This window comes from Massilia aurea, assembly GCF_014200505.1.
In the GTDB taxonomy this organism is placed as follows: Bacteria; Pseudomonadota; Gammaproteobacteria; order Burkholderiales; family Burkholderiaceae_D; genus Telluria; species Telluria aurea_B.
Genome location: NZ_JACHBX010000005.1, coordinates 415,554 through 440,351, shown reverse-complemented (window position 1 = coordinate 440,351; position 24,798 = coordinate 415,554). Strand labels below are relative to the sequence as shown.

General features: G+C 66.0%; 25 protein-coding genes. 15 read left to right on the top strand and 10 right to left on the bottom strand.

The window, feature by feature from the left end:
• Positions 1-124 precede the first annotated feature (124 nt).
• Positions 125-1,063 (top strand): LysR substrate-binding domain-containing protein, encoded by a 939-nt coding sequence (locus tag HD842_RS21925; protein WP_183557478.1) that lies wholly within the window; start codon positions 125-127, stop codon positions 1,061-1,063.
• Between the two features lie 97 nt (positions 1,064-1,160).
• On the top strand, positions 1,161-2,912 hold the full coding sequence (locus HD842_RS21920) for an allantoate amidohydrolase (RefSeq protein WP_183557475.1): 1,752 nt from the start codon (positions 1,161-1,163) through the stop codon (positions 2,910-2,912).
• A gap of 7 nt (positions 2,913-2,919) precedes the next feature.
• Here HD842_RS21920 and HD842_RS21915 read toward each other — a convergent pair whose 3' ends face one another.
• Positions 2,920-4,212 carry an aspartate aminotransferase family protein gene (locus HD842_RS21915; RefSeq protein ID WP_370660870.1) on the bottom strand — a complete coding sequence of 431 codons (1,293 nt, stop codon included), beginning with the start codon at positions 4,210-4,212 and terminating at the stop codon, positions 2,920-2,922.
• A gap of 151 nt (positions 4,213-4,363) precedes the next feature.
• Here HD842_RS21915 and HD842_RS21910 point away from each other — a divergent pair, with 151 nt between their 5' ends.
• From HD842_RS21910 to chrA, 6 genes are all read left to right on the top strand, one after another.
• A complete protein-coding gene (locus HD842_RS21910; protein ID WP_229424878.1) occupies positions 4,364-4,903 on the top strand; it encodes a GNAT family N-acetyltransferase in 540 nt (179 codons plus the stop codon).
• A 20-nt stretch (positions 4,904-4,923) separates the two neighbouring features.
• Positions 4,924-5,538 (top strand): energy transducer TonB, encoded by a 615-nt coding sequence (locus tag HD842_RS21905; protein WP_183557466.1) that lies wholly within the window; start codon positions 4,924-4,926, stop codon positions 5,536-5,538.
• Positions 5,539-5,699: 161 nt separating this feature from the next.
• On the top strand, positions 5,700-5,978 hold the full coding sequence (locus HD842_RS21900) for a hypothetical protein (RefSeq protein ID WP_183557463.1): 279 nt from the start codon (positions 5,700-5,702) through the stop codon (positions 5,976-5,978).
• Between the two features lie 3 nt (positions 5,979-5,981).
• Positions 5,982-6,887 (top strand): sensor histidine kinase, encoded by a 906-nt coding sequence (locus tag HD842_RS21895; protein ID WP_183557460.1) that lies wholly within the window; start codon positions 5,982-5,984, stop codon positions 6,885-6,887.
• Between the two features lie 31 nt (positions 6,888-6,918).
• Positions 6,919-7,692, top strand: coding sequence for a LytR/AlgR family response regulator transcription factor (locus HD842_RS21890; protein ID WP_183557457.1), 774 nt, complete (start codon positions 6,919-6,921; stop codon positions 7,690-7,692).
• Positions 7,693-7,694: 2 nt separating this feature from the next.
• Positions 7,695-8,930, top strand: coding sequence for a chromate efflux transporter (gene chrA / locus HD842_RS21885; protein WP_370660869.1), 1,236 nt, complete (start codon positions 7,695-7,697; stop codon positions 8,928-8,930).
• A gap of 18 nt (positions 8,931-8,948) precedes the next feature.
• On the opposite strand, the gene HD842_RS21880 is transcribed toward chrA, so the two are convergent.
• On the bottom strand, positions 8,949-9,842 hold the full coding sequence (locus tag HD842_RS21880; RefSeq protein WP_183557454.1) for an SDR family oxidoreductase: 894 nt from the start codon (positions 9,840-9,842) through the stop codon (positions 8,949-8,951).
• 101 nt (positions 9,843-9,943) lie between these two features.
• Between HD842_RS21880 and HD842_RS21875 the strand changes: the two genes are divergently transcribed.
• On the top strand, positions 9,944-10,756 hold the full coding sequence (locus HD842_RS21875; RefSeq protein ID WP_229424877.1) for a helix-turn-helix transcriptional regulator: 813 nt from the start codon (positions 9,944-9,946) through the stop codon (positions 10,754-10,756).
• 20 nt (positions 10,757-10,776) lie between these two features.
• Here HD842_RS21875 and HD842_RS21870 read toward each other — a convergent pair whose 3' ends face one another.
• Positions 10,777-11,448 carry a DUF2076 domain-containing protein gene (locus HD842_RS21870; protein ID WP_183557448.1) on the bottom strand — a complete coding sequence of 224 codons (672 nt, stop codon included), beginning with the start codon at positions 11,446-11,448 and terminating at the stop codon, positions 10,777-10,779.
• A 112-nt stretch (positions 11,449-11,560) separates the two neighbouring features.
• Here HD842_RS21870 and HD842_RS21865 point away from each other — a divergent pair, with 112 nt between their 5' ends.
• Together HD842_RS21865 and HD842_RS21860 are read left to right on the top strand one after the other, a co-directional pair.
• On the top strand, positions 11,561-11,971 hold the full coding sequence (locus HD842_RS21865) for a VOC family protein (RefSeq protein ID WP_183557445.1): 411 nt from the start codon (positions 11,561-11,563) through the stop codon (positions 11,969-11,971).
• Between the two features lie 91 nt (positions 11,972-12,062).
• Positions 12,063-12,599, top strand: coding sequence for a DUF2058 domain-containing protein (locus HD842_RS21860; RefSeq protein WP_183557442.1), 537 nt, complete (start codon positions 12,063-12,065; stop codon positions 12,597-12,599).
• Between the two features lie 53 nt (positions 12,600-12,652).
• On the opposite strand, the gene HD842_RS21855 is transcribed toward HD842_RS21860, so the two are convergent.
• The 7 genes from HD842_RS21855 to xapA all read right to left on the bottom strand — a co-directional run bounded on the left by HD842_RS21855 (position 12,653) and on the right by xapA (position 20,420).
• Positions 12,653-12,976: a hypothetical protein gene (locus HD842_RS21855; RefSeq protein ID WP_183557440.1), complete on the bottom strand. Its 324-nt coding sequence runs from the start codon at positions 12,974-12,976 to the stop codon at positions 12,653-12,655.
• 124 nt (positions 12,977-13,100) lie between these two features.
• The gene (locus HD842_RS21850; RefSeq protein ID WP_183557437.1) at positions 13,101-13,505 is read right to left on the bottom strand and encodes a cytidine deaminase; all 405 of its coding nucleotides are present in this window, start codon (positions 13,503-13,505) and stop codon (positions 13,101-13,103) included.
• 10 nt (positions 13,506-13,515) lie between these two features.
• Positions 13,516-14,838, bottom strand: a complete 1,323-nt coding sequence (deoA, locus tag HD842_RS21845) for a thymidine phosphorylase (protein ID WP_183557434.1) — start codon at positions 14,836-14,838, stop codon at positions 13,516-13,518.
• Between the two features lie 173 nt (positions 14,839-15,011).
• A complete protein-coding gene (locus tag HD842_RS21840) occupies positions 15,012-17,390 on the bottom strand; it encodes an aldehyde dehydrogenase family protein (RefSeq protein ID WP_370660868.1) in 2,379 nt (792 codons plus the stop codon).
• 13 nt (positions 17,391-17,403) lie between these two features.
• Entirely contained in the window at positions 17,404-18,360 is a 957-nt protein-coding gene (gene deoC / locus HD842_RS21835; RefSeq protein ID WP_183557430.1) for a deoxyribose-phosphate aldolase, read from the bottom strand.
• Entirely contained in the window at positions 18,357-19,550 is a 1,194-nt protein-coding gene (locus HD842_RS21830) for a phosphopentomutase (protein WP_183557428.1), read from the bottom strand. The genes deoC and HD842_RS21830 overlap by 4 nt, the downstream gene beginning before the upstream one ends.
• Positions 19,551-19,577: 27 nt before the next feature.
• Positions 19,578-20,420: a xanthosine phosphorylase gene (gene xapA, locus HD842_RS21825; protein WP_183557425.1), complete on the bottom strand. Its 843-nt coding sequence runs from the start codon at positions 20,418-20,420 to the stop codon at positions 19,578-19,580.
• A gap of 248 nt (positions 20,421-20,668) precedes the next feature.
• Here xapA and HD842_RS21820 point away from each other — a divergent pair, with 248 nt between their 5' ends.
• From HD842_RS21820 to HD842_RS21805, 4 genes are all read left to right on the top strand, one after another.
• Entirely contained in the window at positions 20,669-21,775 is a 1,107-nt protein-coding gene (locus HD842_RS21820; protein ID WP_183557422.1) for a carbohydrate kinase, read from the top strand.
• Positions 21,776-21,788: 13 nt separating this feature from the next.
• Complete coding sequence (locus HD842_RS21815) at positions 21,789-22,706, top strand: pseudouridine-5'-phosphate glycosidase (RefSeq protein ID WP_183557419.1); 918 nt, start codon at positions 21,789-21,791, stop codon at positions 22,704-22,706.
• A gap of 19 nt (positions 22,707-22,725) precedes the next feature.
• Positions 22,726-23,634, top strand: coding sequence for a LysR family transcriptional regulator (locus tag HD842_RS21810; protein WP_183557416.1), 909 nt, complete (start codon positions 22,726-22,728; stop codon positions 23,632-23,634).
• A gap of 160 nt (positions 23,635-23,794) precedes the next feature.
• Positions 23,795-24,796 carry a polyprenyl synthetase family protein gene (locus HD842_RS21805; RefSeq protein ID WP_183557413.1) on the top strand — a complete coding sequence of 334 codons (1,002 nt, stop codon included), beginning with the start codon at positions 23,795-23,797 and terminating at the stop codon, positions 24,794-24,796.
• Positions 24,797-24,798: the final 2 nt, after the last annotated feature.

Below are 24,798 nucleotides of genomic sequence, written 5' to 3'. Positions count from 1 at the left end.
CAAGCGCGCCAGTGCAACCAGAGCGACCGACGGCTTGACGATACGCTGATTTCCATTTCTGCAACAACAAAATCGGCGTATATTCGACATATCCGACTCGATATACAACCAAGATTGCACGGCCATGTCCAGCCTTCCCCGCAACCTCGACCTGCACCTGATCCGCATCCTTTACCTGCTGCTGGTGGAGAAAAACGTCTCGCGCGTGGCGCTCAAACTCAATCAACCGCAGCCCTCGATTTCGGCCTCGCTGCGCAAGTTGCGCGAGCTGACGGGCGACCCGATTCTCGTGCGCGGCGCGCGCGGCATGGTGCCCACGCAGCACGGAGAAGGTCTGCTCAAGCCCGCCAAGCGCATTCTGGACGAAGCCGAGAGCCTGTTCGTGCGCAAGGCACCGTTTCAGCCCGAAGACGCCACGCGCACCTTCCACATCGCCGCGCCGGACTACCTCGATGCACGCTTCCTGCCCAACGTCGTGGCGCTGCTGCGCCGCGGCTCGCCCGGCAGCAAGGTCGTGATCCATGCGCTGGGGCCGGGCCAGGATTATCTGCGCATGCTGTCCGACGGCGACATGGACCTGGTGATCGCCAACTGGGACGAGCCGCCGGCGCACCTGCACATCTCGAAGCTGTTCGAAGACCCGATCATCTGCACGATGCGCGCCGACAGCCCATACGCGCGGCGCACGGCGCCGGACGCAATGACGCTCGAGGATTATCTCGACCTGCCCCACGTCGCCCCGACCCAGATGCTGCCCGGGTACCACGGCGTGATCGACGCGCATCTCGAGCGCCTGGGCCTGCAGCGCCGCGTGGCGGTGGAGTCGCCCTACTTCGGCGTGATCCCTTACATGCTCACGCAGAGTGACCTGGTCCTGACCACCGGCCGCCAGTTCATCCGCGCCTACGAGAAGACGCTGCCTTTGAAAAGCTTCACGGTGCCGGTGAAGTTTCCGCCGATGCGCTTCTATCAGTTGTGGCACCAGCGCGTGCACCAGTCAACCGAGCACAAATGGCTGCGCGACCAGGTCAGCAGCGCGGCGCGCGCCCTGGTGCAGGGCTAGTCTATATGCGCCGGCTGCTGGCAGCCATCCGCCGGGCGATATGGGCGCAGCCACCGCCAGCCCGTATCATCGATCGCTTGACCACCATGGAGCGCACATGACCACGATCGCGACGCTGAACGCATGCGAAGCCGCCGGCTTTGTCGAGGCCCTGCGCGGCATCTACGAACATTCGCCATGGATCGCCGCGCGCGCGGCGCAGGCCCGCCCGTTCGCCAGCCTGGCCGCGCTCAAGCGCGCCTTGCAGTCGGTGGTAGACGCGGCCAGCATCGACGAGCAACTGGCGCTGCTGCGCGCTCACCCTGAACTGGCGGGCAAGGCGGCGATCGCCGGCGCCCTGACCGCCGAATCCACGAGCGAGCAAGCCAGCTCGGGGCTGGACCGCTGCACGCCGCACGAGTACGCGCAGCTGCATGCGCTCAATGCCGACTACAACGGCCGCTTCGGCTTTCCGTTCATCCTCGCGGTCAAGGGGCCGACCGGCCAGGGCCTGTCGCGCCAGGCCATCATCGCCACCTTCGAGCGGCGCATCGGCAATGCGCGCGGCGACGAGCTGCGCGAAGCGCTGCGCCAGGTGCACCGCATCGCCGAGATCCGCCTGAACGCGCTGCTGGGTGTGACGCCGTCGCTTGGCGCGCGCGTGATGGACTGGTGCGAAACGCTCGGCACCATCAGCGACGTTGAAACGAACCTGACCTGCGCCTACATGACGCCGGCCCACCAGCGCACCGCCGCGTGCATCGCCGGCTGGATGCGCGAGGCCGGCATGACGGTCCACATCGACGCGGTAGGCAATGTCGTCGGCCGCTACGCCGCTGCGCAGCCGGGCGCAAACACGCTGGCGACCGGCTCGCACTACGACACCGTGCGCGATGGCGGCAAGTACGACGGGCGCCTGGGCATCCTGCTGCCAATCGCCGTCGTCGCCGACCTGCACGCGCGCGACCAGCGCCTGCCGTACGACCTGGAGGTGATCGCGTTTGCCGAAGAAGAAGGCGTGCGTTTTCGCAGCACGTTCCTGGGCAGCAGCGCCATTACGGGCAGCTTCGACATGGGTTTATTAAGCGCGGTCGACAGCGACGGCGTCACGCTCGGGGACGCGCTGGCGCAGGCTGGCCACGACCATTCTGATATCGCCGGCATCGCGCGCGATCCGGCGCTGCTGCTCGGCTTTGTAGAAGTCCACATCGAGCAAGGCCCGGTGCTGCTCGAACGCGGCCTGCCGCTGGGCGTGGTGAGCGCGATTGCCGGCAGCTCACGCTATATCGTCGAACTGCGCGGCGTGGCCAGCCACGCGGGCACCACGCCAATGGGCATGCGGCGCGATGCGGCCGCTGCCGCCGCCGAGATCGTGCTGCTGGTGGAAGCGCGCTGCCGCCAGGGCGCGGCGCTGGTCGGCACGGTTGGCCAGCTCGAGGTGCCGGGCGGCTCGGTCAACGTGATTCCCGGCGCGTGTCGCCTGTCACTCGACATCCGCGCCGCCGACGATGCGGTGCGCCTGGCTGCGGTGGCCGATATCCTGGCCGGCATCAGTACCATCTGCGCCGCGCGCGGCATCGGCGAGCGGCTGGTCAAGCTGCTGGAGATCGATGCCGTACCGTGCGCGCCGCGCCTGATGGCGCAGCTGGGCGCAGCGGTGGAACGGGCTGGCCTGCCCCATGTCGACCTGCCATCCGGCGCCGGCCACGACGCCATGCGCATGGCAGAATTGACCGACGTGGCAATGCTGTTCGTCCGCTGCGGCAACGGCGGAATCAGCCACAATCCGCTCGAGACGATGACGGCCGATGATGCCGATATTGCGGGACGGGTCTTCTCTGACTTCTTGCTGGATTTGCCGCAAGCTTGACGCCGGATCAAGCCAGCCGTTTCAACACATCCGCCAGCTTGCCGAACAATTCATCCACATGCTGCCGCTCCATGACCAGCGGCGGCGACAGCGCGATGATGTCGCCCGTCGTGCGGATCAACAGCCCGTCGGCGAACGCCGCCTTGAGCGCCGCATAGCCGCGCGCGCCCGGCTGACCCGGGATCGGGGCCAGCTCGATGCCGGCGATGATGCCGAGTGAGCGCAGGTCGATCACGTGCGGCAGGCCGCGCAGCGACTGCAGCGCTTCTTCGAAATACGGCTGGATGGCCGCCGCATTGGCCAGTACGCCCTGCTCGGCAAACACGTCGAGCGTGGCCAGCGCCGCGGCGCACGCCAGCGGGTGGCCCGAATAGGTATAGCCGTGAAACAGCTCGATGCCGGGCGGCGCGTCCATGAACGCGTCGTGGATGAAGCCCTTGGAAAACACGGCGCCCATCGGTACGGCGCCATTGGTGATGCCTTTCGCGGTCGTCATCATGTCGGGTTCGACGCCGAACCAGTCGCCCGCAAACGGCGTGGTCAGGCGGCCAAAGCCCGTGATGACTTCATCGAAGATGAGCAGGATGCCGTGCCGGTCGCAGATCGCGCGCAGCCGCGCCAGATAGCCCTTGGGCGGAATCAAGACGCCGGTCGAACCGGCCACCGGTTCGACGATCACGGCGGCGATCGTCGACGGATCGTGCAGCAGCAGCATGCGTTCAAGGTCGTCGGCCAGCTCGGCGCCGTGTTCGGGTTCGCCGCGCGCGAAGGCGTTGCGCTCGGGGTCGTGCGTGTGGCGCAGATGGTCGACACCCGGCAGCAGCGGGCCGAACGCCTTGCGGTTGGCGCCGATGCCGCCGACCGACAGCCCGCCGAAGCCCACGCCGTGATAACCGCGCTCGCGGCCGATCAAACGCGTGCGCCCGCCTTCGCCGCGCAGCCGGTGGTAGGCCAGCGCGATCTTGAGTGCGGTGTCGACCGCTTCCGAACCGGAGTTGGTATAAAACACATGGGAGAAACGGCCCCCGCTGAAATCGATCAGCCGTTCGGCCAGTTCGAACGCAGCCGGATGCCCCATCTGGAACGTGGGTGCGAAGTCGAGCTGGCCGGCCATCTGCGCGATCGCCGCCGCGATCTTTGGCTGGCCGTGCCCGCACGGCACGCACCACAGGCCGGCCGCGCCGTCGAGCACCTGGTTACCGTCGACGTCGCGGTAGTACATGCCTTCGGCCGAGACCAGCAGGCGCGGGTCGCGTTTAAAGTCGCGGTTGTTCGTGAATGGCATCCAGAAGGATGACATGGTGCTGGGCCTGGCCTGGTGCATGACGATTCTCCTGCCTCGATGGCAATGGTCAACAGTGCGGCGCTTGTCTGTACGCCCCGAGTCGATGGTATGCTAACGCTTACAACTATGACAATGCAAACCCATGTCGACTTATAGCACCCCTGTATTGACCACCCAACGCCTGATGCTGCGCCCGCTGGCCGCCACCGATGCACGGGCTCTGTATGCCATTTTTTCCGACCCCACCGTCGTGCGCTACTGGAGCGCCGAGCCGTGGACCGACATCTCGATGGCCGACACCGCCATCGCGCGCGCCCTCGAAGCCTACCGCGACGAGACCGAGCTGCGCTTTGCCATCGAGCTGGCGGGCAGCCGCGAAGTGATCGGCACCGTCGCCCTGCACCACTTCTATAACCAGTACAACCGCTGCGAACTGGGCTACGCCATCGCCAGCGGCCACTGGGGCAACGGCTACGCCAGCGAAGCGATCGAAGCCGTGCTCGATCACGGCTTCAACGAGGTCGGTATCAACCGGGTCGAGGCCGACATCGACCCGCGCAACGACGCGTCCGCCCACGTGCTGGAAAAACTCGGTTTTCGCAAGGAAGGCTTCATGCCGCAGCGCTGGCGCGTGCACGGTGAATACGCCGATACCGTGTTCTACGGCCTGCTGCGCGATTACTGGAACGACCGCAAGGCGTCCTGACAACGATCCAAAGGCCTCCCATGAAAACCATCGCAGCGTGTTCGACCCTGGCGCTTGGAGTTCTTGGGCTGGCCCCGCAATCGGTCGCAGCGCAGGCCACGGTGCCGGCCTGGCGCGAAATCACGATCTATGCCAGCGACGCCAGCTATCCGCAGGCACTCGTGCGGCAGGGCGTTCAGGGCATGGTCGCGATTGAACTCACGCCCGGCACACGGGGCCGCAAGGCGGCAGCGACGGTGCGCGCTTCGTCGCGCTCGGCCGATCTCGATGCGCTGGCACTCGGCATGGCCAAGCGGCTCGACATCGCCGGCGCGGACGGCGCCCCCAGTGGGATGGTCACGTACGGCTTCCGCAAGGATCACCCGTCGACCATCGCCACCAAGACCTGCGCCGACCTGAACGTCGATGTGGCCTACCACAGCGCAACGTTCCCGGAGCGCAGCCTGCGCGAACTGCCCGTGTTCTACGAGAGCGTCGGCAAACTGATCTACAGCTTTCAACGTGAAGGCGAACACCGCACCTTTCCGCCGGCCGACACGCTGTTCGACGCGACGCTGGCCGGCTGCGCACGCACGCCGCAGGCGGGCATGCTCGACGTGATGCGCCAGGAAGCGCTCAAGCTCATTGCGCCGTAACACCCATCGTGCAGCGTCGCCGTATTGACACGCAAAACCGTGCCCCGCTCATCCACGCTGACGACCGCTCGCCCCGGAAATCGCACCGTTCGTCGGATCGCCCTTGGCCTGGGCCGGCTGCATCCCTACAGTAGGGTCATCACTCTTTGAAAGGACTGCACGTGAAAACCATTCATACGCCCGCCAGCCGCTTCCAGTCGATCCTGCGCAACGCCGAAGTGGCCGGCCGCACCACCTGGCGCCTGGCCAAAGCCGGCGCGCGCTACCTGACCCGCATGCCGTGGCCGGTGCTGCTGGTGCTCGCCATCGCCCTCGCCGCGCTGGTCACCATCGTGCCGATCGTGCTGGCCCTGTTCGTTGGCCTGCTGGTACTGAAGTTCGTCGCCGTGGCCGTGTTTGGCCGCCCACAGCGCCGCCTGCGCCACACGAGCGGAGAATAAGCGATGGCAGCGGTCCAGATCAACCGCGCGCTCGACTTCGTGCGCGATGCCATGCGCGAAGCGGGCGCCCTGTGGTGGCGCTTCTTCGACTGGCTCGCGCTGATCGAATGGCGCCAGCTGTACCTGGTCTGGTTCCTGGGCTTCGTCGCGGGTCTGTTCGTCAACCTGGTCGAACCGGCGATCTGGTTCATCCTGGTCTCGTTCGGCGTCAAGGTACTTGCCGGCGGCAAGCGCCGCGCCGAACTGCTGGCGCGCGATGCGTCGAGCAAGGCCGACGTGGCCAATCTCGAACGGCGCCTGACCGAAGCGCAGATGGCCACGCTCCAGGCCCAGGTCGAGCCGCACTTCCTGTTCAACACGCTGGCGCTGATCGGCCAGCTGATCGAAACCGATCCAAAGGAAGCGGCGCGCGTGCACGGCCACCTGATCGAATACCTGCGCGCGTCGTTGCCGCAGATGCGCGGGGCGATGGGCAAAGGCGGCACCGGCGGTACGCTGGGCAAGCAGGTCGAACTCTCGCGCGCCTATCTCGCCATCATGCAGGCGCGCATGAAGGAACGGCTCCACGTCCGCTTCGAGGTACCCGATTTTCTCGGCAGTGCGCCGTTCCCGCCGATGATGCTGCAGACGCTGATCGAGAACGCGATCAAGCATGGGCTCGAGCCCAAGGTTGCCGGCGGCACGATCGTCGTGCGCTCGCGGGTCGAAGGCGCCACGCTGCATGTCGATGTTCTGGACGACGGCGTCGGCTTCAACCTGCATGCCGGCAGCGGCGTGGGCCTGGCGAATATCCGCGAACGCCTGGCGCTGTTGTACGGCACGTCGGCCGAACTCGTGATCGAAGCACCCGTGACGGGCGGCGCCTGCGTGTCGATTCGCCTGCCGTACCGGATGACCGAAGACGGTTGATATTCCGATGCACTCCGCGATGCACTCCGCCATGCCCACTGCCCTGATTGCCGATGATGAAGCCCTGATGCGCGACCAGTTACGGGCGCGCCTGCACGAGGCGTGGCCCGAGCTGCGCATCGTCGCCGAAGCCGCCAACGGCGTCGAAGCGGTGACGCTGGCGGCGCAGCACAAGCCGGACATCGCGTTCCTCGACATCCGCATGCCGGGCATGGGCGGCATCGACGCGGCGCGGCAGCTGTACGCCGACTGCCACATCGTGTTTGCCACCGCCTACGACCAGTACGCGGTCGAAGCGTTCGAGCATGGTGCGATCGATTACCTGCTCAAGCCGGTGACGCTGGCGCGGCTCGATACCACGGTGGCGCGTCTGCGCCGCCAGCTCGAGCACAAGCCGCAGGACATCGGCGCCCAACTGGCGCGGCTGGCACAACTGGGTGACCAGCTGCTGGGTCGCGCGGCGCCTTCGTCAAAACCGGCTTATCTGCGCTGGATCCAGGCCCAGTCTGGCACCAGTCTGCGGATGGTCGCGACGTCCGAGGTGCTGTTTTTCCAGTCCGACGACAAGTACACGCGGGTGCAGACGGCTACCGCCCAGCACCTGATCCGCAAGACGCTCAAGGAACTCGAAGAAGCCCTCGACCCGGACGAATTCTGGCGCATCCACCGCTCGACGCTGGTGCGGGTCGATGCGATCGCCGAAGTGCGGCGCGACCTGCGTGGCCGGCAGATGCTCACGTTGCACGGGTATCCCGAGGCGCTGGAAGTCAGCCGCAATCACAGTACGCTGTTCCAGCAGATGTAGTCGTGCACGACCACACCGCCCCAACGACCGACGCTGCTGCCGATGGCGCAGGCGCCAGTTCTGTGTTCGCCATCTTCCGGATCTTCCTGCTGCTGGGCCTGCGCTCGTTCGGCGGCCCGATCGCCCACCTGGGCTACTTCCGCAATGAATTCGTCCTGCGCCGCCGCTGGCTGGACGACGCGCGCTATGGCGAACTGGTCGCACTGTGCCAGTTCCTGCCCGGCCCGGCGTCGAGCCAGGTTGGCTTTGCGCTCGGCGTGCTGCGCGGCGGGGGCGTGCTGGGCGGCTGCGCGGCGTGGCTGGGTTTTACCTTGCCGTCGGCGCTGCTGATGCTCGCCTGGGCGCTCGGGGCCGCCGTCACGACCGGCCCGCTGGCCACCGGCGCGGTGCACGGGCTGAAACTGGTGGCGGTGGCCGTTGTCGCGCAGGCCGTGTGGGGCATGGCGGGCACGCTGACGCCCGATTGGCAGCGCAAGGTGATTGCCCTGGCCGCCATCGCAATGGTGGTCGTTGCCGCCGGTCCCGGTGGCCAGTTGATTGCCATTGCGGCCGGCGCGCTGGCCGGGTGGGCCTGGTGTCGCGGGGAGGCCCCGCACGGCGCTGCGCCGCTTGCGTTTCCGATCAGCGTGGCGGGTGGCATCGCCGCGCTGGTCCTGTGTGGTTTGCTGTTCGTGCTGTTGCCCGTCGCCGCCGCTGCCACCCAGTACCGGCCGCTCGCTTTATTCGACGCCTTCTACCGCTCGGGCGCGCTCGTGTTCGGCGGCGGCCACGTGGTCTTGCCGTTGCTGCAGGCCGAAACCGTTGCCAGCGGCTGGATCAGCAGCGAAACGTTCCTCTCGGGGTATGGCATGGCCCAGGCACTGCCCGGACCATTGTTTGCATTTGCCGCATTCCTTGGCGCGCAGGCCGGGATGAGCGCGACCGCCGTGGGCGGCGCCTGCGTGGCGCTGGTAGGGTTGTTCCTGCCGGGGCTGCTGCTCGTCTACGGCGCCCTGCCGTTCTGGGCCCGACTGCAGCGCCAGCGCGCGCTGCGCCACGCGGTCATGGGTGCCAATGCCGCCGTCGTGGGCATCCTCGGCGCCGCGCTGTACAACCCCGTCTGGACGAGCGCCGTGCTCGACCTGCGTGACGCCGCCGTGGCGCTGGGCTGCTTCCTGCTGCTGGTGACGTGGCGCGCGCCGGCCTGGCTCGTCGTGGCCCTGGCAGCCGCAACCGGCGTGCTGATGACGCCCGTCTGACGAGCGTCGCGTGCCCGATCAAGCCGGGAAATAACGCGTGCTGTCGACATCCTCCATCAGCGTGCCCTGGCGTGGATGCCAATCCAGCGCCTTGCGCGTCCAGCTGCACGCCGCCGGCACGTCCATGCCGGCGAAATGCGCCAGTGCGCCAAAGTGCTGCGCTGCTGCAGCGCGCGCGATGCCGGTCACCGGCACGCCCAGCCGGCGTCCGATCGCCGCTGCGATCTCGCTGAATGGGACGCCCTCCTCGGCCACGGCGTGATACCGCGCGCCCGGGGCGGCGCGCTCGAGCGCCAGACGAAACACGCGCGCGGCGTCCAGACGATGCACCGCCGACCAGCGGTTGGCGCCATCGTCGACAAATGCCGCCACCCTTTTTGTGCGGGCGAAACCGATCATCATCGGCACCAGGCCATGATCGCCCTCACCGTGCACGGATGGCGGCAGGCGCACGACTGACGCATTCACACCGCGCGCGACCAGCGCGCTGGCGGCATGTTCCGATGCGCGCGGATAGGCCGGGCTGAGCGGGAACGTCACATCCTCCTCGGTCGCCGGTCGGCCCTGCACATCGAGCACCATGCCTGACGTCACAATCAACGGGCGATCCGAACCCTTGAGCGCCGCGCCCAGCGCCTCGATCGCGCGCCGGTCCTGCTGGCAGTTGGTGGCGTACCGTGAAAAGTCGTGATCGAACGCGGTATGGATCACGCCATCGGCCGCCGCAACCGCGTCGCGCAGTCCCTCCACATCATCGAGCGTGCCACGCCACGCCCGCACGCCAAGCGCGGCCAGAGCCGCCGCACCGGCTTCCGACCGCGTCAGGCCGGTGACGGTGTGGCCGGCGGCAAGTAAATCCTGTACCACGGCAGTGCCGACGAATCCGGTCGCACCGGTAATGAATACATGCATGACATCCTCCTGTTGGGTAGATGTCCACTATCGACGGGCTGCGTATCCGGGTAAAGTAGTGACTTTATACGGGTATAAGAGGTAACAGGATGGATGGGGCAATGAGCCGCGACAATCCGCTGGGCAGCTACCTGAAAGACCGCCGTGCCCGCCTCGACCCAGCAGCGCTCGGGCTGGGCAACACGCGCCGGCGAACGCCTGGCCTGCGGCGCGAAGAAGTCGCGCAGCGCGCCAGCATCAGCACCACCTGGTACACCTGGCTGGAACAGGGCCGGGGCGGCGCACCGTCAGCTGAGGTCGCTGGGCGCATCGCACGGGCACTGATGCTCACCGGGGCCGAGCGCGAGCACCTGTTCCTGCTGGCGCTCGGCCGCCCGCCAGCCCCTCACCATGCACCGCACGCGGCAATCTCGCCGCGCATCCAGCGCGTGCTCGACGCATTACCGGCCAGCCCGGCCTTCATCAAGACCGCCAGTTGGGATGTGGTCGCCTGGAACCGCGCCGCTGCGGCGGTGTTCGGCTACGACAGCGCGACGCCCGAGCAACGCAATATCCTGCGCCGCATCTTTTGTGACCCCGCCACCCGCGCCGCCCAGCGCGACTGGGACAGCGTGGCGCGGTTCGTCGTTGCGGCATTCCGGGCCGATATGACGCGCGCTGGTGTCGACGTCCAGTCGGATCCGCTGGTGCGCGAACTGCGCGAGCGCAGCCCGGACTTCGACGCGCTGTGGCAAAGCCGGGATGTCGGCACCTACGGCGAAGGTACGAAGCAGTTGCACCATCCGGTAGCCGGCTGGCTCGCGCTGGAATATTCGTCGTTTGCCGTCGATAGCCGGCCGGATCTGTCGATGGTCGTCTATAACCCGGCGACGCCGGAGGATGCGGCGAGGATCACGGCGCTCGTGACCGGCTGAGCTTGTGCCGGTCGGTTTATTCAGCCGAACACGCCCTCGTCCGACCCGTCGCCGTCGAAGAACCCGCTCGGCTCATCGCCATGGTTGCTGTCGGCCAGCGGATCGTCGGCCGCGCCCGGTTCGTCGATGGCGCCAATGCCCGCTTGATCGGCGAGCGCGCCACCGCTGTTCGCCTCACCCGTCCCGGCATCAGCCAGCAAATGATTGGCGCTACCTTCCGCGCCGCTTCCCGCACCATCGTGATCGAGCAGATTGCCGATGCCATGGAACAGGAAACTACCAGCTGCTACGCCAGCCGCCGTGGCCGCGATCGTGCCCAGCATGCCGCCGCCAGCGCCACCCAGGAAGCCGCCGCTGCGCGCCGGTGCTGCCGTACCCTGCACTGCGCCTTGCGCTGGCGCCTGCGCTGGTGACGATGGATTGCTTTGCGCCGAATTACCCCACGTGTTCGCGTCGAGGAACCCGCCGCTGCCTTTCGTGGTCTGACGTTCCAGCTCGGCGATGCGCGCCTTGGCATTGCCCAGCGCCTGCTCAACCAGCAGAGCGCGCTGCACCAGCAGGTAGGCGGCGTCCGGTTGCTCGGCCACGGCGCGCTGGATCAGCGCATCGGCTTGCGGATCTTTCGTCACGCCACGGGCCTGGACCAGCTGGCCCAGGAAGTCCTGCAAGATTTTTTCGTCTGACGGGTTCATGATGGTCTCCGGTTGGAAGGTACGATATGCTTACATTGTGGGCCCGTTGTCGAAATTTCAAGCATCTTTGGATTGTCTTCGCTGTTCCAACCAACCGAACCGGGAGCGTGCCATGCCTTCCACCGTCGTCCCCTGCCTGCGTTACCACGACACCCCCGCCATGCTCGCCTGGCTGTGCACGAATTTCGGCTTCACGATACGGCGTTGCATCCCGGGCCGGCAGGGCGAAGTTGCCCATGCCGAGCTCACACTGGGCGATGGCATGGTCATGATCGGCACCCACTCGGAAGATGACTATGGCCGCTTGCTGGCGACACCGGCCCAGGCTGGCGGCTTGCTGACGCAAACGATCTGGCTTCATGTGGACGATGCCGACGCCGTGCATGCCCGCGTGCTCGGCAGTGGCGCGGTGATCACCCAGCCGATCGGCGACGCGCCGCAGGGCGGGCGCGCATTTGCCTGCCGCGATCCCGAGGGCCATCTGTGGCAGGTCGGCACCTACGATCCGTGGGGCGCCGCCTGATGCTGGCTCGGCTCGGCGCTTGTTTGCTATGCTAGCGCCCTTGCGCCGCCTTCGTGATCGGGCGGCCCGTCATCTTTAGGGAAAGCACATTATGGTTTCGCTGCAAGAGCAGTTACTCAAGGCCGGCCTGGTCGACAAGAAGAAGGTCAAACAGGTCACCCAGGCAAAAAGCAAACAGCACAAGCACGAGCTGCGCACGGGCGTGGAGTCGGTCAACGAGGCGCGCGAAGCGGCGCTCGAGCTGCAGCGCAAGAACGCCGAGCGTGCGCGTGAACTGAACACGCAGCGCGATGCGGCCGCAGCGCAAAAAGCCATCCTGGCGCAGATCGCGCAGATGGTGCAGAAGAACAAGCAGCCCAAGGGCAAGGGTGATGTGCCCTACAACTTCACGTTCGGCACCAAGATCGAGCGCATCCACGTGACGTCGCAGATTGTCGAGCACCTGGTCGCGGGTCGCCTGGTGATCGTGCACATGAATGGCAGCTTCGAGCTGGTGCCACGCATCATCGGCGAAAAAATCGCCCAGCGCGATGCGTCGATCGTCGTGCAGATCAAGAAGAAAGTACAGGAAGTAGAAGAGGACGATCCGTACGCGGACTTCAAGATTCCGGACGATCTGATGTGGTGATGCGGGGCTAGAACGGGGTTGGAACGGCGTTGCGACGCCGTTCCAGTACTACATTATTTCTTGGTCTTGTCTTCGATGTTCTGCGTCGCTGAGCCAGTCCGGCTCGCGCTCGAGGTACGCTCCGTCTGCTTCTTAGGCTGGCCCATGCCTGCCGCCGTGGTTTCCTGCTTGCTGGTGCCCTGGAAATCGGTCGAGACCGAGTTCGCACTGTCTTCCGGCTCGGCTGCAGGATTGGCGCGCTTGTCCGCAGTGCCCATCACCGGTGCTTTTTGCTGGGCAGCCCCTGCTTTGGCTGGCTGCGGCGTGGTCGGGGTGGTCTGGGCTGCGGCACTTGACGCGATGACGACGCCACTAAGCAAGACGATCAATTTTTTCATAACAAGCTCCAAGTCGATGTGTATATATCATCACTTTGTGATCAACTTGGCGATTACAAGGGTTGATTGACCGAAGCTGCGATCATGGCCCGCAGACGTTTCTGCGCGCCATGAACACTTTCCTTCAGGACTGCAGGTCCTGGCCCCCGAATGCATTCGGCAACTGCGCCGCTGCCGTGGTTTCGAAGATGGCACCGGTCAGGTTGGTCAGGATCACCGGCAATTCATTACCACCCAATTCCAGGATCACTTGCCGGCAGGCGCCACACGGCGCGATCGGGCCTTCGGTCTGGCCGATCACGGCCAGCGCCGCGAAATCGCCCGGCTTGTAGCCGTTGGCAATGGCGCTGAAGAACGCCGTGCGCTCGGCACAATTGCACAGGCCGTAGGCGGCATTTTCCACATTGCAGCCGCGGAAGATGCGGCCATCCTTGCACTCGAGCGCTGCCCCCACCTGGAAGTTGGAATACGGCGCGTACGCCAGCTCGCGCGCGGCGCGCGCTTCATCGATCAGTTTTGTGTAGGTCATGGCGTTTCTTTCAAGGACGGACGATGCGGTGAATCATTGGCTCGGCAGCGGGCTGCGTGTCGCCGATCTGGTAAGCCGCCTGCACCTGGCGCACGGCGCGTTCAGCGGCCTCCGCCGAACGTGCATGCACCATCGCCAGCGGTTGGCCGACGGCAATCTGATCACCCAGTTCAACCAGGCCAGTCAGGCCCACGGCGAAGTCGATGGTGTCCTGTGGCCGCACACGGCCGCCACCCAGCCCGACAACCGCCAGGCCCAGGCCACGGGTGTCGACCGAGACGGCGTAGCCGGCCTGCAGGGCTGGCGCGGGCACGATGACAGGCGCCGTTTCCAGGTGCGCATCCGGCTTGTCCATCAAGTCGGCCGGGCCGCCCAGCGCCGTGACCATGCGCGCGAAGCGCTCGGCCGCTTCGCCCGAATCAAGCGCGGTCTGCAGTTTGGCGCGTGCTTCGGCGTCCGTGCCTGCCAGACCGGAAATCACCAGCATCTCGGCGCACAGGGCCATCGTCACTTCGTGCAGGCGTGCCGGGCGCGCCTTGCCGGTCAGGTAGTCAATGGCGACGCGCACTTCCACCGCATTGCCGGCTGCATGGCACAGCGACTCGTTCATGCCGGTCAGGATGGCCGACGTGCGGGTGCCGGCGCCATTGCCGACGCTGACAATCGATTCGGCCAGCTCCAGCGATTTTTCCGCCGTCGGCATGAAGGCGCCGCTGCCCACTTTCACATCCATCACCAGCGCATCGAGCCCTGCCGACAGCTTTTTCGACAGGATCGAGCCGGTGATCATGGCCACCGATTCGACGGTCGCCGTGGTGTCGCGGATGCTGTAGAAGCGCTTGTCGGCCGGCGCCAGCTGGGCGGTCTGGCCGATGATGGCCACGCCCACGTCCTTGACGACACGGCGGAAGGTGTCCGGGTCAGGCACGGTGCTGTAGCCGGGGATTGCGTCGAACTTGTCGAGCGTGCCGCCGGTGTGGCCCAGGCCCCGGCCCGAGATCATCGGCACGAAACCGCCGCAGGCCGCGATCATCGGGCCGAGCATCAGCGAGACGACGTCGCCGACGCCGCCGGTCGAGTGCTTGTCGACGACCGGACCTGGCAGGTCCAGTGATGTCCATTCCATGACCTGGCCCGAGTCGCGCATCGCCAGCGTGAAGGCGACGCGTTCATCCATCGTCATGTCGTTGAAGTAGACCGCCATCGCCAGCGCGGCGATCTGGCCTTCGGTGACGCTGCCGTCAGGGATGCCGCGGACAAAAAACTGGATCTCTTCGGCCGACAGGATGCCGCCATCGCGTTTTTTGCGGATGATTTCTTGGGGGAGGAACATATTGGTGCTTTCGCGTCGGCGGCGTAGGGTGGGCGGGTTCCCCGCCCACGCGGTGATGGTTGGCGTGTGCCAGCTCGCGCACGAGAGCGGCGCCACTACCGATCACCGCGTGGGCGGCATAGCCGCCCACCCTACGTCGTCAGGAAGTTAAGGGTTGAAGAAGAGTCAGGACGTCAGACGCCGTACGGAATCCAGACGTTCTTCACCTGGCTCGCATGCTGCAGCACGACACGACCACCGGCCTGCTTCGGATCGAACCAGTCGCGCCCTTTCGCGCCGCCGGTCCAGGTGCGCTTGAGCGTCTCGCTCGACAGGCGCTCGACTTCGGCACAACCATCGGCAGAACCGTCATGGCGCCACACGGCGTCGATCTCGCCGTGCGAGGCCAGCGTGCGCGCCAGCTCGTCGCTTGATCCGGTGACGATATTGAGCGCCCCACCCGGCAGGTCCGACGTATCGAGCACCTGGTACAGGTCGATCGCCGACAGCGGATACTGTTCCGACGGCACCGCCACCACGCGGTTGCCCAGCGCCAGCGCTGGTGCCACCAGCGAGATGAAGCCCAGCAGCGGGTTCTCGTTCGGGCACACGATGCCGATCACGCCCACTGGCTCGTTCAGCGCCACAGTGATGCCGTGCATCGGCGGCTGGTGCACCTGGCCGTCGTACTTGTCGGCCCAGGCGGCCCAGTAGAACAGGCGCTCGACCGAGGCTGCCACTTCGCGCGCAGCGTCGGTCGAACCGGTCTGCTGCGCAATGCGCGCGGCGAATTCGTCGGCGCGGATCGCCAGGTTCTCGGCGATGTAGTACAGCACCTGCGCGCGGTTGTACGCGGTGGCCTTGGCCCAGCCGGCCGCCTTGTGCGCTGCTTCGACAGCGTTGCGGATGTCCTTGCGGCTGCCTTCGCCGATATCGGCCAGGAACGCGCCGTTCGCGCCATTGATCGCGCGGCTGTAGGCGCCGTCAGGGCGCGCCTGCTTGCCGCCGATGTACAGCTTGGCGGTGCGGTCGATCGCGAACGGGCTGTCGGCGTCCGCTGCTTTCACGGCGCCCTTCGCGGCAAACACCGGCGCCGCAGGCCGTGCATCTTCCGACAGCGGCGTCAGGTATTCGTACATGCCTTCCTTGCCGCCTTCGCGGCCATAGCCCGACTCCTTGTAGCCGCCGAAACCGCAGCCTGCATCGAACTGGTTCGCCGTGTTGATCCAGACCACACCGGCCTTGATCTGCGGGACGACGTCCAGCGCCAGGCTGATCGACTCGCTCCAGACACAGGCGGCCAGACCGTAGACGGTGTTGTTCGCCAGCTGGACGGCTTCGGCCGGGGTGCGGAAGCTCATCGCCACCAGCACCGGCCCGAAGATTTCGGCCTGCGCCACGGCGGCCGACGTCGACGCGCCCGTGATCAGGGTTGGCAGGTACCACGAACCCGACGTCGACAGCTCACCGGCCGGTTGCCAGACTTCGCAGCCTTCGGCGCGGGCCGATTCCACCAGGCCGTGGATGCGCTGCTGCTGCACCGGATCGACCAGCGCGCCGATGTCGTTCGACTTGTCCAGTGGCGAACCGACGCGCAGGGTTTCCATGCGCGCCTTGACCTTCTTGATGAAGCGCTCGTACACCGACTCTTGCACCAGCAGGCGCGAACCGGCGCAGCAGACCTGGCCCTGGTTGAACCAGATCGAGTCGACCAGGCCTTCGACGGCGGCGTCCAGGTCGGCATCATCGAACACGATGAACGGCGACTTGCCACCCAGTTCGAGCGACAGCTTCTTGCCGCTGCCGGCGGTCGATTTGCGGATCAGGCGCCCGACTTCGGTCGAGCCGGTGAACGCGATCTTGTCGATGCCCGGATGGTTGACGATGGCCTCGCCGACGCGGCCATCGCCCGTGACGATGTTGACGACACCGGCGGGCACACCAGCGCGCTGGCAGAGTTCGGCAAACAGCAAGGCGGTCAGCGGCGTGTACTCGGCCGGCTTGAACACCACCGTGTTACCAGCAGCCAGCGCTGGCGCGATCTTCCACGCCAGCATCAACAGCGGGAAGTTCCACGGCACGATCTGGCCGACAACACCGACGGCGCGGTAGTCCGCGAATTCTTCGGCCTGCAGCTGCGCCCAGCCGGCGTGATGGTAGAAATGGCGGGCCACGAGCGGCAGGTCGGCGTCGCGCGTTTCGCGGATCGTCTTGCCGTTGTCGAGCGTTTCAAGCACAGCGAACAGGCGCGCGTGCTTTTGCAGCAGGCGCGAAAGCGCGTACATGATCTTGGCGCGGCCATGGCCACCCAGCGCGACCCAGCCCGGCTGCGCGCGGCGCGCGGCTGCGACGGCACGTTCGACATCATCGTCCGTCGCCTGCGTGACCTGCGCCAGTTCGACGCCATCGGCCGGATTGGTCGTGGCGAACGTTTCACCAGCGTCGCTCCAGGCGTTGTCGATGAACAGGCCAAAGCGGCGCTCGTGACCGTCCAGCCATGCTTGCGCTTCCTTGGTGGTCTCGAGAGCGGGGCCGTAGTCCATGGTCTGAAGAATCTCTTTAATTGTTGGCATGACGTATCCGGATTTAAGGTTGCGCGTGACGATGGGCGGCCGAGTAGTTCCCGGTCACGTAATGCTCGAGCTGGCGTTCGATGTCGGTCAGGAGGCTCGATGCACCGATGCGGAACAGGTGCGGCTGCAGCCAGTCGTTGCCCAGTTCTTCCTTCATCACGGTCAGGTATTGCAGCGCCGACTTCGCCGTCGAGACGCCGCCGGCCGGCTTGTAGCCAACCTGGAAACCGGTCAGTTCGTGGTAGTCGCGAATCGCGCGCACCATCACCAGCGAGACCGGGATGGTGGCGTTCACGCCTTCCTTGCCGGTCGAGGTCTTGATGAAGTCCGCACCGGCCATCATGCAGACCCACGAGGCTTTTGCCACGTTTTCCAGCGTGACCAGGTCACCGGTGGCCAGGATGGCTTTGACGTGCGCGTCGCCGCAAGCCTGGCGGTACGCCACCATCTCGTTGTACAGCGCCTGCCAGTTGCCCAGCAAGACGTGCTGGCGCGTGATGACGATGTCGATTTCGGTGGCGCCGGCAGCGACCGACAGTTCGATCTCGCGCAGCTTGGTTTCCATGCTCGACAGGCCGGCCGGGAATGCCGTCGACACCGCAGCGATCGGCAAGCGGCCCTGCAACACCTTGACGGCTGGCGTGATCATCTCGTGGTACACGCAGACGGCGCCGGTGCTCAGGGTCTCGAGACCCAGCGCGGCCATCAGATCGGCGCGCAGCGGGCGCATCGCCTTCATGCACAGGCGCTCAACGCGGCCTGGCGTATCGTCGCCCGACAGCGTAGTCAGGTCCATGCACTCGATCGCGCGCACCAGCCATGCGGCCTGGTATTCCTTTTTCACCGTGCGGCGGTTCGCCAGGCTCGCGGCGCGGCGGTCGGCCGCGTTGCGGTTGACCTTGAGACTGTTGATCAGGCCAAGGTCCAGGTCCATGGCGACGTTGCGTTTGAAGTCCAGCGGCTGGCTCATAGCTGTGCGATTCCGTTCGAAAGTGGTTTGACGCCGAGGTGTTTCGCCAGCGTGGCGCCGATATCCGAGAAGGTGTCGGCCACCGGCAGTTCCTGCGGCGCGACGTTCGGGCCGAAGAAGATCATTGGGATGTATTCTCGGGTATGGTCCGAACCCGGCGCGGTCGGATCGCACCCGTGGTCGGCCGTGAGTACGACCAGATCGCCGTCCTTCAGCTTGGCCATGAATGCCGGCAGGCGCGCATCCAGTTCGTGCAGCGCGTTGGCGTAGCCGGCGACGTCGCGGCGGTGGCCGAAATGCATGTCGAAGTCGACGAAGTTGACGAACGTGAGCGACTTGTCGCCCGCTTCGTCGGCCACTTCGAGCAGGCGGTCAAAGAGCGCCATATTGTCCGGGCCCAAGATCCGCCGCGTGACGCCCTGCCCCGCATAGATGTCGCTGATCTTGCCGAGGGCGAAGACGTCGCCGCCCGCATCCTTGACGTGGTCCAGCAGCGTCGGTGCGACCGGCGGCACAGCGTAGTCGTGGCGGTTCGATGTGCGCTTGTAGTCGCCGTTGGCACCCGTGAACGGCCGCGCGATCACGCGGCCGATGTTGTACGGCTTGACCAGTTCATAGGCCGCTTCGCAGACGGCGTACAGGCGCTCCAGGCCGAAGTGCTCTTCGTGCGCGGCGATCTGCAGCACCGAGTCGGCTGACGTGTACAGGATCGGCTTACCGGTGGCGACGTGTTCATCGCCGAAGTCGTTGATGACGGTGGTGCCCGAGGCGTGGCAGTTGGCCAGCCAGCCCGGCACGCCGGTCAACGCCTGCAGCTTGTCAGTGAGCTCCTTCGGGAACGACGGCACGGTCTTCGGGAAGTAACCCCAGTCGAACAGCACCGGCACGCCGGCGATTTCCCAGTGACCGCTTTGCGTGTCCTTGCCGGTCGACTGTTCGCGCGCGATGCCCCAGGCGCCGGTGAAACCGTCGCGCTGGCTGAAACCCGGCGCCCATTCGCCGCTGGCCTTGTGACCGGCCGCGCCCAGGCCGAGGCGCTCGAGGTTCGGCAGCGCCATCGGCTTGCCTTCCTTCGCGGCCCATTCGGCGATGTGGCCGAAGGTGTTGGCATCAAGGTCGCCATATTTGTCGGCGTCGGGCAGCGCGCCCAGGCCGAAGGAGTCCAGCAGGAGGATGAATGCACGGGACATTGGATCGCTCGCTTTCGGTAAGTGTGATTAAGCGTCTGCGCGTGGGGTCGAACCAAGGCGCTCGATATACGCATGGATCAGCGTGACCATGTCCTTGGCCGCGATCGCCGCGTACTTCAGGGTCTGCTCGTGCGACAGCGCGAACGGCGACAGACCTTCTGCCAGGTTGGTGATTGCCGAGACGGCCGTCACTTTCAGGCCGCAGTGGCGCGCCGCGATCACTTCAGGGATCAGCGACATGCCGACGACATCGGCGCCCAGCGTCTTGAAGGCGCGGATTTCGGCGACGGTCTCGAAGTGCGGGCCGGCGGCGGCCAGGTACACGCCTTCGTTCAGCACGATGCCCTTCTCCTTTGCGACGGCCTTGACCTGCTCGCGCGTCTCGGCGTCATACGCATTGGACATGCTGAAGAAGCGCGGGCCGAAGCGCTCGTCGTTCGGGCCCGACATCGGGCTGCCCGGCAAGAAGTTGATGTGGTCGGTGATCGCGACCAGCGAGCCGGCATCGGCTTCGATGTTCAGCGAGCCCGCGGCATTCGTCACAAACAGCAGTTCGCAGCCGATCTGCTTGAGGGTGCGCACGGCGTTGGTCATCACGCCCGGGCCGTAGCCTTCGTAGAAGTGGCCGCGGCCCTTCATGCAGGCGACCGGCACGCCGGCCAGTTGGCCCAGCACCAGTTCACCGGCATGGCCGTGCACGGTGCTGATCGGGAAGCCCGGCAGGTCGGCGTAGCTGATCGAGACGGCGTCCGTCATCTGTTCGGCCAGCACACCCAGTCCGGAGCCGAGGATCAGCGCGACGCGCGGTGCGAAGCCCGGCTTGCGGGCGCGGATGATGTCGGCGGCGTCGAACGGGAGATTGCTGGACATGATATTCCTTGTGAAGTTCTGGTGAATCCGGGGGATGGGAGTGAGACTGGCGCGGCCTTGTCAGGCGCGGCGGCATCTGGTCAGCTGAATATTATAACTATGCATGAATGCCGATATGTATGGCAAATACACTTTTTCTTCCCGATTTATATGTTTTCGCGATAAATTAGCAGGACCACGCCGACGTTGACGGCGCCATGACAAATGTCTAGGATTGCCGGACATAAGTTTAAATCATTTGCCGAGCGATGCCCAAAAAAGACCAGTTGTACGAGCTGATCCGCGCCAACCCGTTCATCTCCCAGCAAGACCTGGCGGCCCGGCTGGGTCTGTCGCGTTCGGCCGTCGCCAACTATATTGCCACCCTCGTGCGCGAGCGGCGCATCCTGGGCCGCGCCTATGTGCTGCCGGATCACCGCCCTGTCGTCTGCATCGGCGCGTCGAACCTCGACCGCAAGCTGCGCTCGCTCGGCCCGCTGGCCCTGGGCACGTCGAATCCGGCGCGCCAGACCGAGTCGTTCGGCGGCGTGGCGCGCAATATCGCCGAGAACCTCGCGCGCCTGGGCGCCCCCACCAGCCTCATCACCGCAGTCGGCCCGGATGCCTCGGGCCGCGCACTGCTCGCGCATGCCGACGAAGCGGGCATCGACACGCGCAGCGTGCTGCTGGTCGATGGCGCCGCCAGCGGCACCTACACGGCGGTGCTCGATGAAGATGGCGAGATGCGCGTCGCGCTGGCCGACATGGCGATCAACGACGCGCTCACGCCGGCGTTCTTTGCCAGCCGCGCGCCACAGCGCGCCGGCGCCGCACTGATCGTGGCCGACCTGAACCTGCCGCACGATGCCGTGGCCGGATTGCTGGGCGACGCACTGGCGGGCGGCGTGCCGATGGTTGTCGTCGCCGTGTCCGAACCGAAGATCAACCGCCTGCCACGCGACCTGCGCGGCCTGCGTCTGTTGATCCTGAACCTGGGCGAACTGGCAGAACGCGCCGGCCGCGCGATGGACAGCGAGGCCGCAATCGCGCGCGCCTGCCTTGATCTGCAGACCGACGGCGCGCAGGACGTGATCGTCACGCGCGGCGCCCAGGGCGTCATGTTTACAACGCCCGATGGCCTGCGCAGCCTGGCCGCACCCGCCGTCGACGTGGTCGACGTCACCGGCGCCGGCGACGCGTTTGCCGCTGCCGTCTGCTGGAGCCTGTACAGCGGCGCCTCATCGCTCGACCTGGCCTGCCGCCGCGGCCTGGCCCTGTCCGCCATGACCATCGGCTGCGCGCAGACCGTCTGCCCACAACTTGCGCCTGGACTGCTCGACGAACCTGTCGACAGCCCGCGCCTTCTTAAAGACTAACCAGAGACCTCTCATGCACAACTTCCTCCTGCTCTCGCCCGAAGTGGCCGCCGCCCGCACCGCCGGCAAACCGATTGTCGCCCTCGAATCGACCATCATCTCGCACGGCATGCCGTACCCGCAGAACGTGCGCACCGCGCGCGAAGTCGAGCAGATCATCCGCGACGCCGGCGCCGTGCCGGCCACGATCGCCGTCATTGCCGGCAAGATCTGCATCGGCCTGTCGGACGATCAGCTCGAACTGCTGGGCGCCTCGCCGGACGCAATGAAAGTGAGCCGGCGCGACCTGGCCTACGTGCTGGCGCAGGCGCGCCTGGGCGCAACCACCGTCGCTGCGACGATGATCTGCGCGCAGCTGGCCGGCATCGAAGTCTTCGTCACCGGCGGCATCGGCGGCGTGCACCGCGGCGCCGAAACGAGCTTCGACATCTCGGCCGACCTGCAGGAACTGGCGCAGACCAGCGTGGCGGTCGTCTGCGCTGGCGTCAAATCGATCCTCGACATTGGCCTGACGCTCGAATACCTGGAAACGCATGGCGTACCGGTGCTGAGCGTCGGCCAGCCCGGCTTTCCGGCCTTCTTCACGCGCGAGAGCGGCTTCCAGGCCGACTTCCAGATCGACTCGCCCGAAGACCAGGCGGCGTTCATCCGCACCAAGTGGCAGCTCGGCCTGGCCGGCGGCGTCGTGGTGAGCAATCCGGTGCCGGCTGACGCCGCGATGGCGCCCGCCGAAATCGACACCATCATCACGCAGGCACTGGGCGAAGCGGCGAGCCAGAACGTCACCGGCAAGAAGGTCACGCCGTTCCTGCTGGGCCGCATCAAGGAGCTGACGGAGGGCCGCAGCCTGGCCACCAATATCGCACTGGTCAAGCACAACGCGCTGATCGGCGCGCGCCTAGCCGTGGCGCTGAACCACCGCGCGGCCTGAGTCGTCAGCGTAGCCGCCCATGTCGATCGACCTGAAACAACTGAAGTACTTCCTGGCGGTGGCTGAAGAAAAGAGCTTCAGCCGCGCCGCCGAGCGCCTGCATATTTCGCAGCCGCCGCTGTCGCAGCAGATCATGAAGCTCGAAAGCGAACTGGGGGTGCGCCTGTTTACCCGCACGACGCGCAGCTTCGAGCTGACCGTGGCGGGACGCGCGCTGATGGTCGAGGCAGCCGACCTGCTGGGCCGGATGCGCATGACAATTGACACCATCCGCCAGATCGACCGCGGCCAGGTGGGCCGGCTGCGCGTGGGCATCGTCGGCTCGGCGATGTGGGGGCCGATTCCGGGCCTGCTCGAACGCTTCCAGACGGATTTCCCGCGCGTGACGTGGACGATCCACGAGCTGGGCCCGAACGACCAGTGGGAAGCACTGCGCAACAAGCAGATTGACGTGGGCTTCTGGCGCGAGCCGCGCATCGAGCCGGACGTGCTGAAGGCTGCCAATCTACGTCAGGAGCTGTGCTTCAAGGAGCAGTTCTGCGTGGCCGTCAATGCGCGCCATCCGCTCTCTAGCCGTGACGCAATTTCGCTGCTCGACATCGCCGGCGAGCCGATGCTGACGCTGCACCTGGACCAGTCGGCCGAGCCGCGCTACCTGATGCAATGCTGCGTGAACGCAGGCTTTGAGCCGACCATTTTCCAGGAAGCGGCCGAGCCGCAGACGCTGCTGGCGATGGTGGGCGCTGGCCTGGGCGTGGCCCTGATGCCGGAAACGACGAGCCGCATCGGCTGGCCGGGGGTGCGCTTCCTGCCAATTAACGAGCATGCGCCGTCGGCCAACCTGTACATCAGTTACCCGGCACAGGACGATGCGCCGGTGGTGCGGGCGTTTCTGAAAATCCTTTTCCCCGATCCACCTGCCGCGTGAACTATCGAACCGATATTGACCCGTCATGCATTGCTTTTTTGCATGCATGTGTATAATTTCTAGGCAGGAAACTACGCACGATTGAGGCCAATTAATTATTTTTTAACTTTGGGTCCGGTATGATAGTTATCAAGACCATCAATTTTCCAGAGGAGCTCGTATGACTACAGCAACGCCGCGCTACGACGGGCTCCGCCTGAAAAAATTCGACGACGCCGTGTTCGATGACATCGACACGCTGCGCTCGGCGATCGACGACCGCATTGAACAACTATTGAGCGCAAACGGCCAGTCCGACAGCCTGGCCAAGGCCATGCGCACGTCGGCCCTGTCAGCCGGCAAGCGCATGCGTCCGCTGCTGGTCATGCTGGTGGCGCGCGATCTCGGCTGCGCCTCGCCTGCCCTGATCGACGTGGCCTGCTCGGTCGAACTGGTGCATGCGGCGTCGCTGATTCTCGACGACCTGCCATGCATGGACGACGCCAGCCTGCGCCGCGGCAAACCGGCAATCCACATCCAGTTCGGCCAGGACGTCGCCATTCTGGCCTCGGTGGCCCTGCTGAGCCGCGCTTTTGGCGTGCTGTCGCAATCCCAGGATATCCAGCCGGCCACCCGTGCGCGCCTGGTCGCGACGCTGGCGCAGACGGTGGGCGACCAGGGCCTCGTGCGCGGCCAGTTCGAAGACCTGCACGGCGGCGCGCGCTCGCCCGAGGCGATTGCCACCACCAATGAACTCAAGACCGGCCTGCTGCTGGGCGTTGCCGTCGATATGGCCGCGATCATGTGCCATGCCGACGAAAGCGTGTCGCAGCAGCTGCGCGCCTTTGCGCTGGCAGCCGGCCAGGCGTTCCAGATCAAGGATGACTTCCTGGACGGCGCCGGCAATGACAGCGCGATCACGGGCAAGGACACCGGCAAGGACATCGGCAAGGCCACCCTGATCAATACGCTCGGCTTCGACGAAGCGCAGCGCCGCCTGTCGGCCTGCCTGATCGAGGCCGATCGCTGCCTGGGCGCCGCCGTCGGCGGCAAGGGCCGCACGCGGCATTTCATGGGCGCGCTGTTCGCCAAGGAAGCCAAGGGCACGCGCTTTATCGCCGAACCTGCCAAGCCGCGCGAACTGCGTCCGAGCCCCCAGCTGGCCGAGTTGCGCCTGAACTGAAT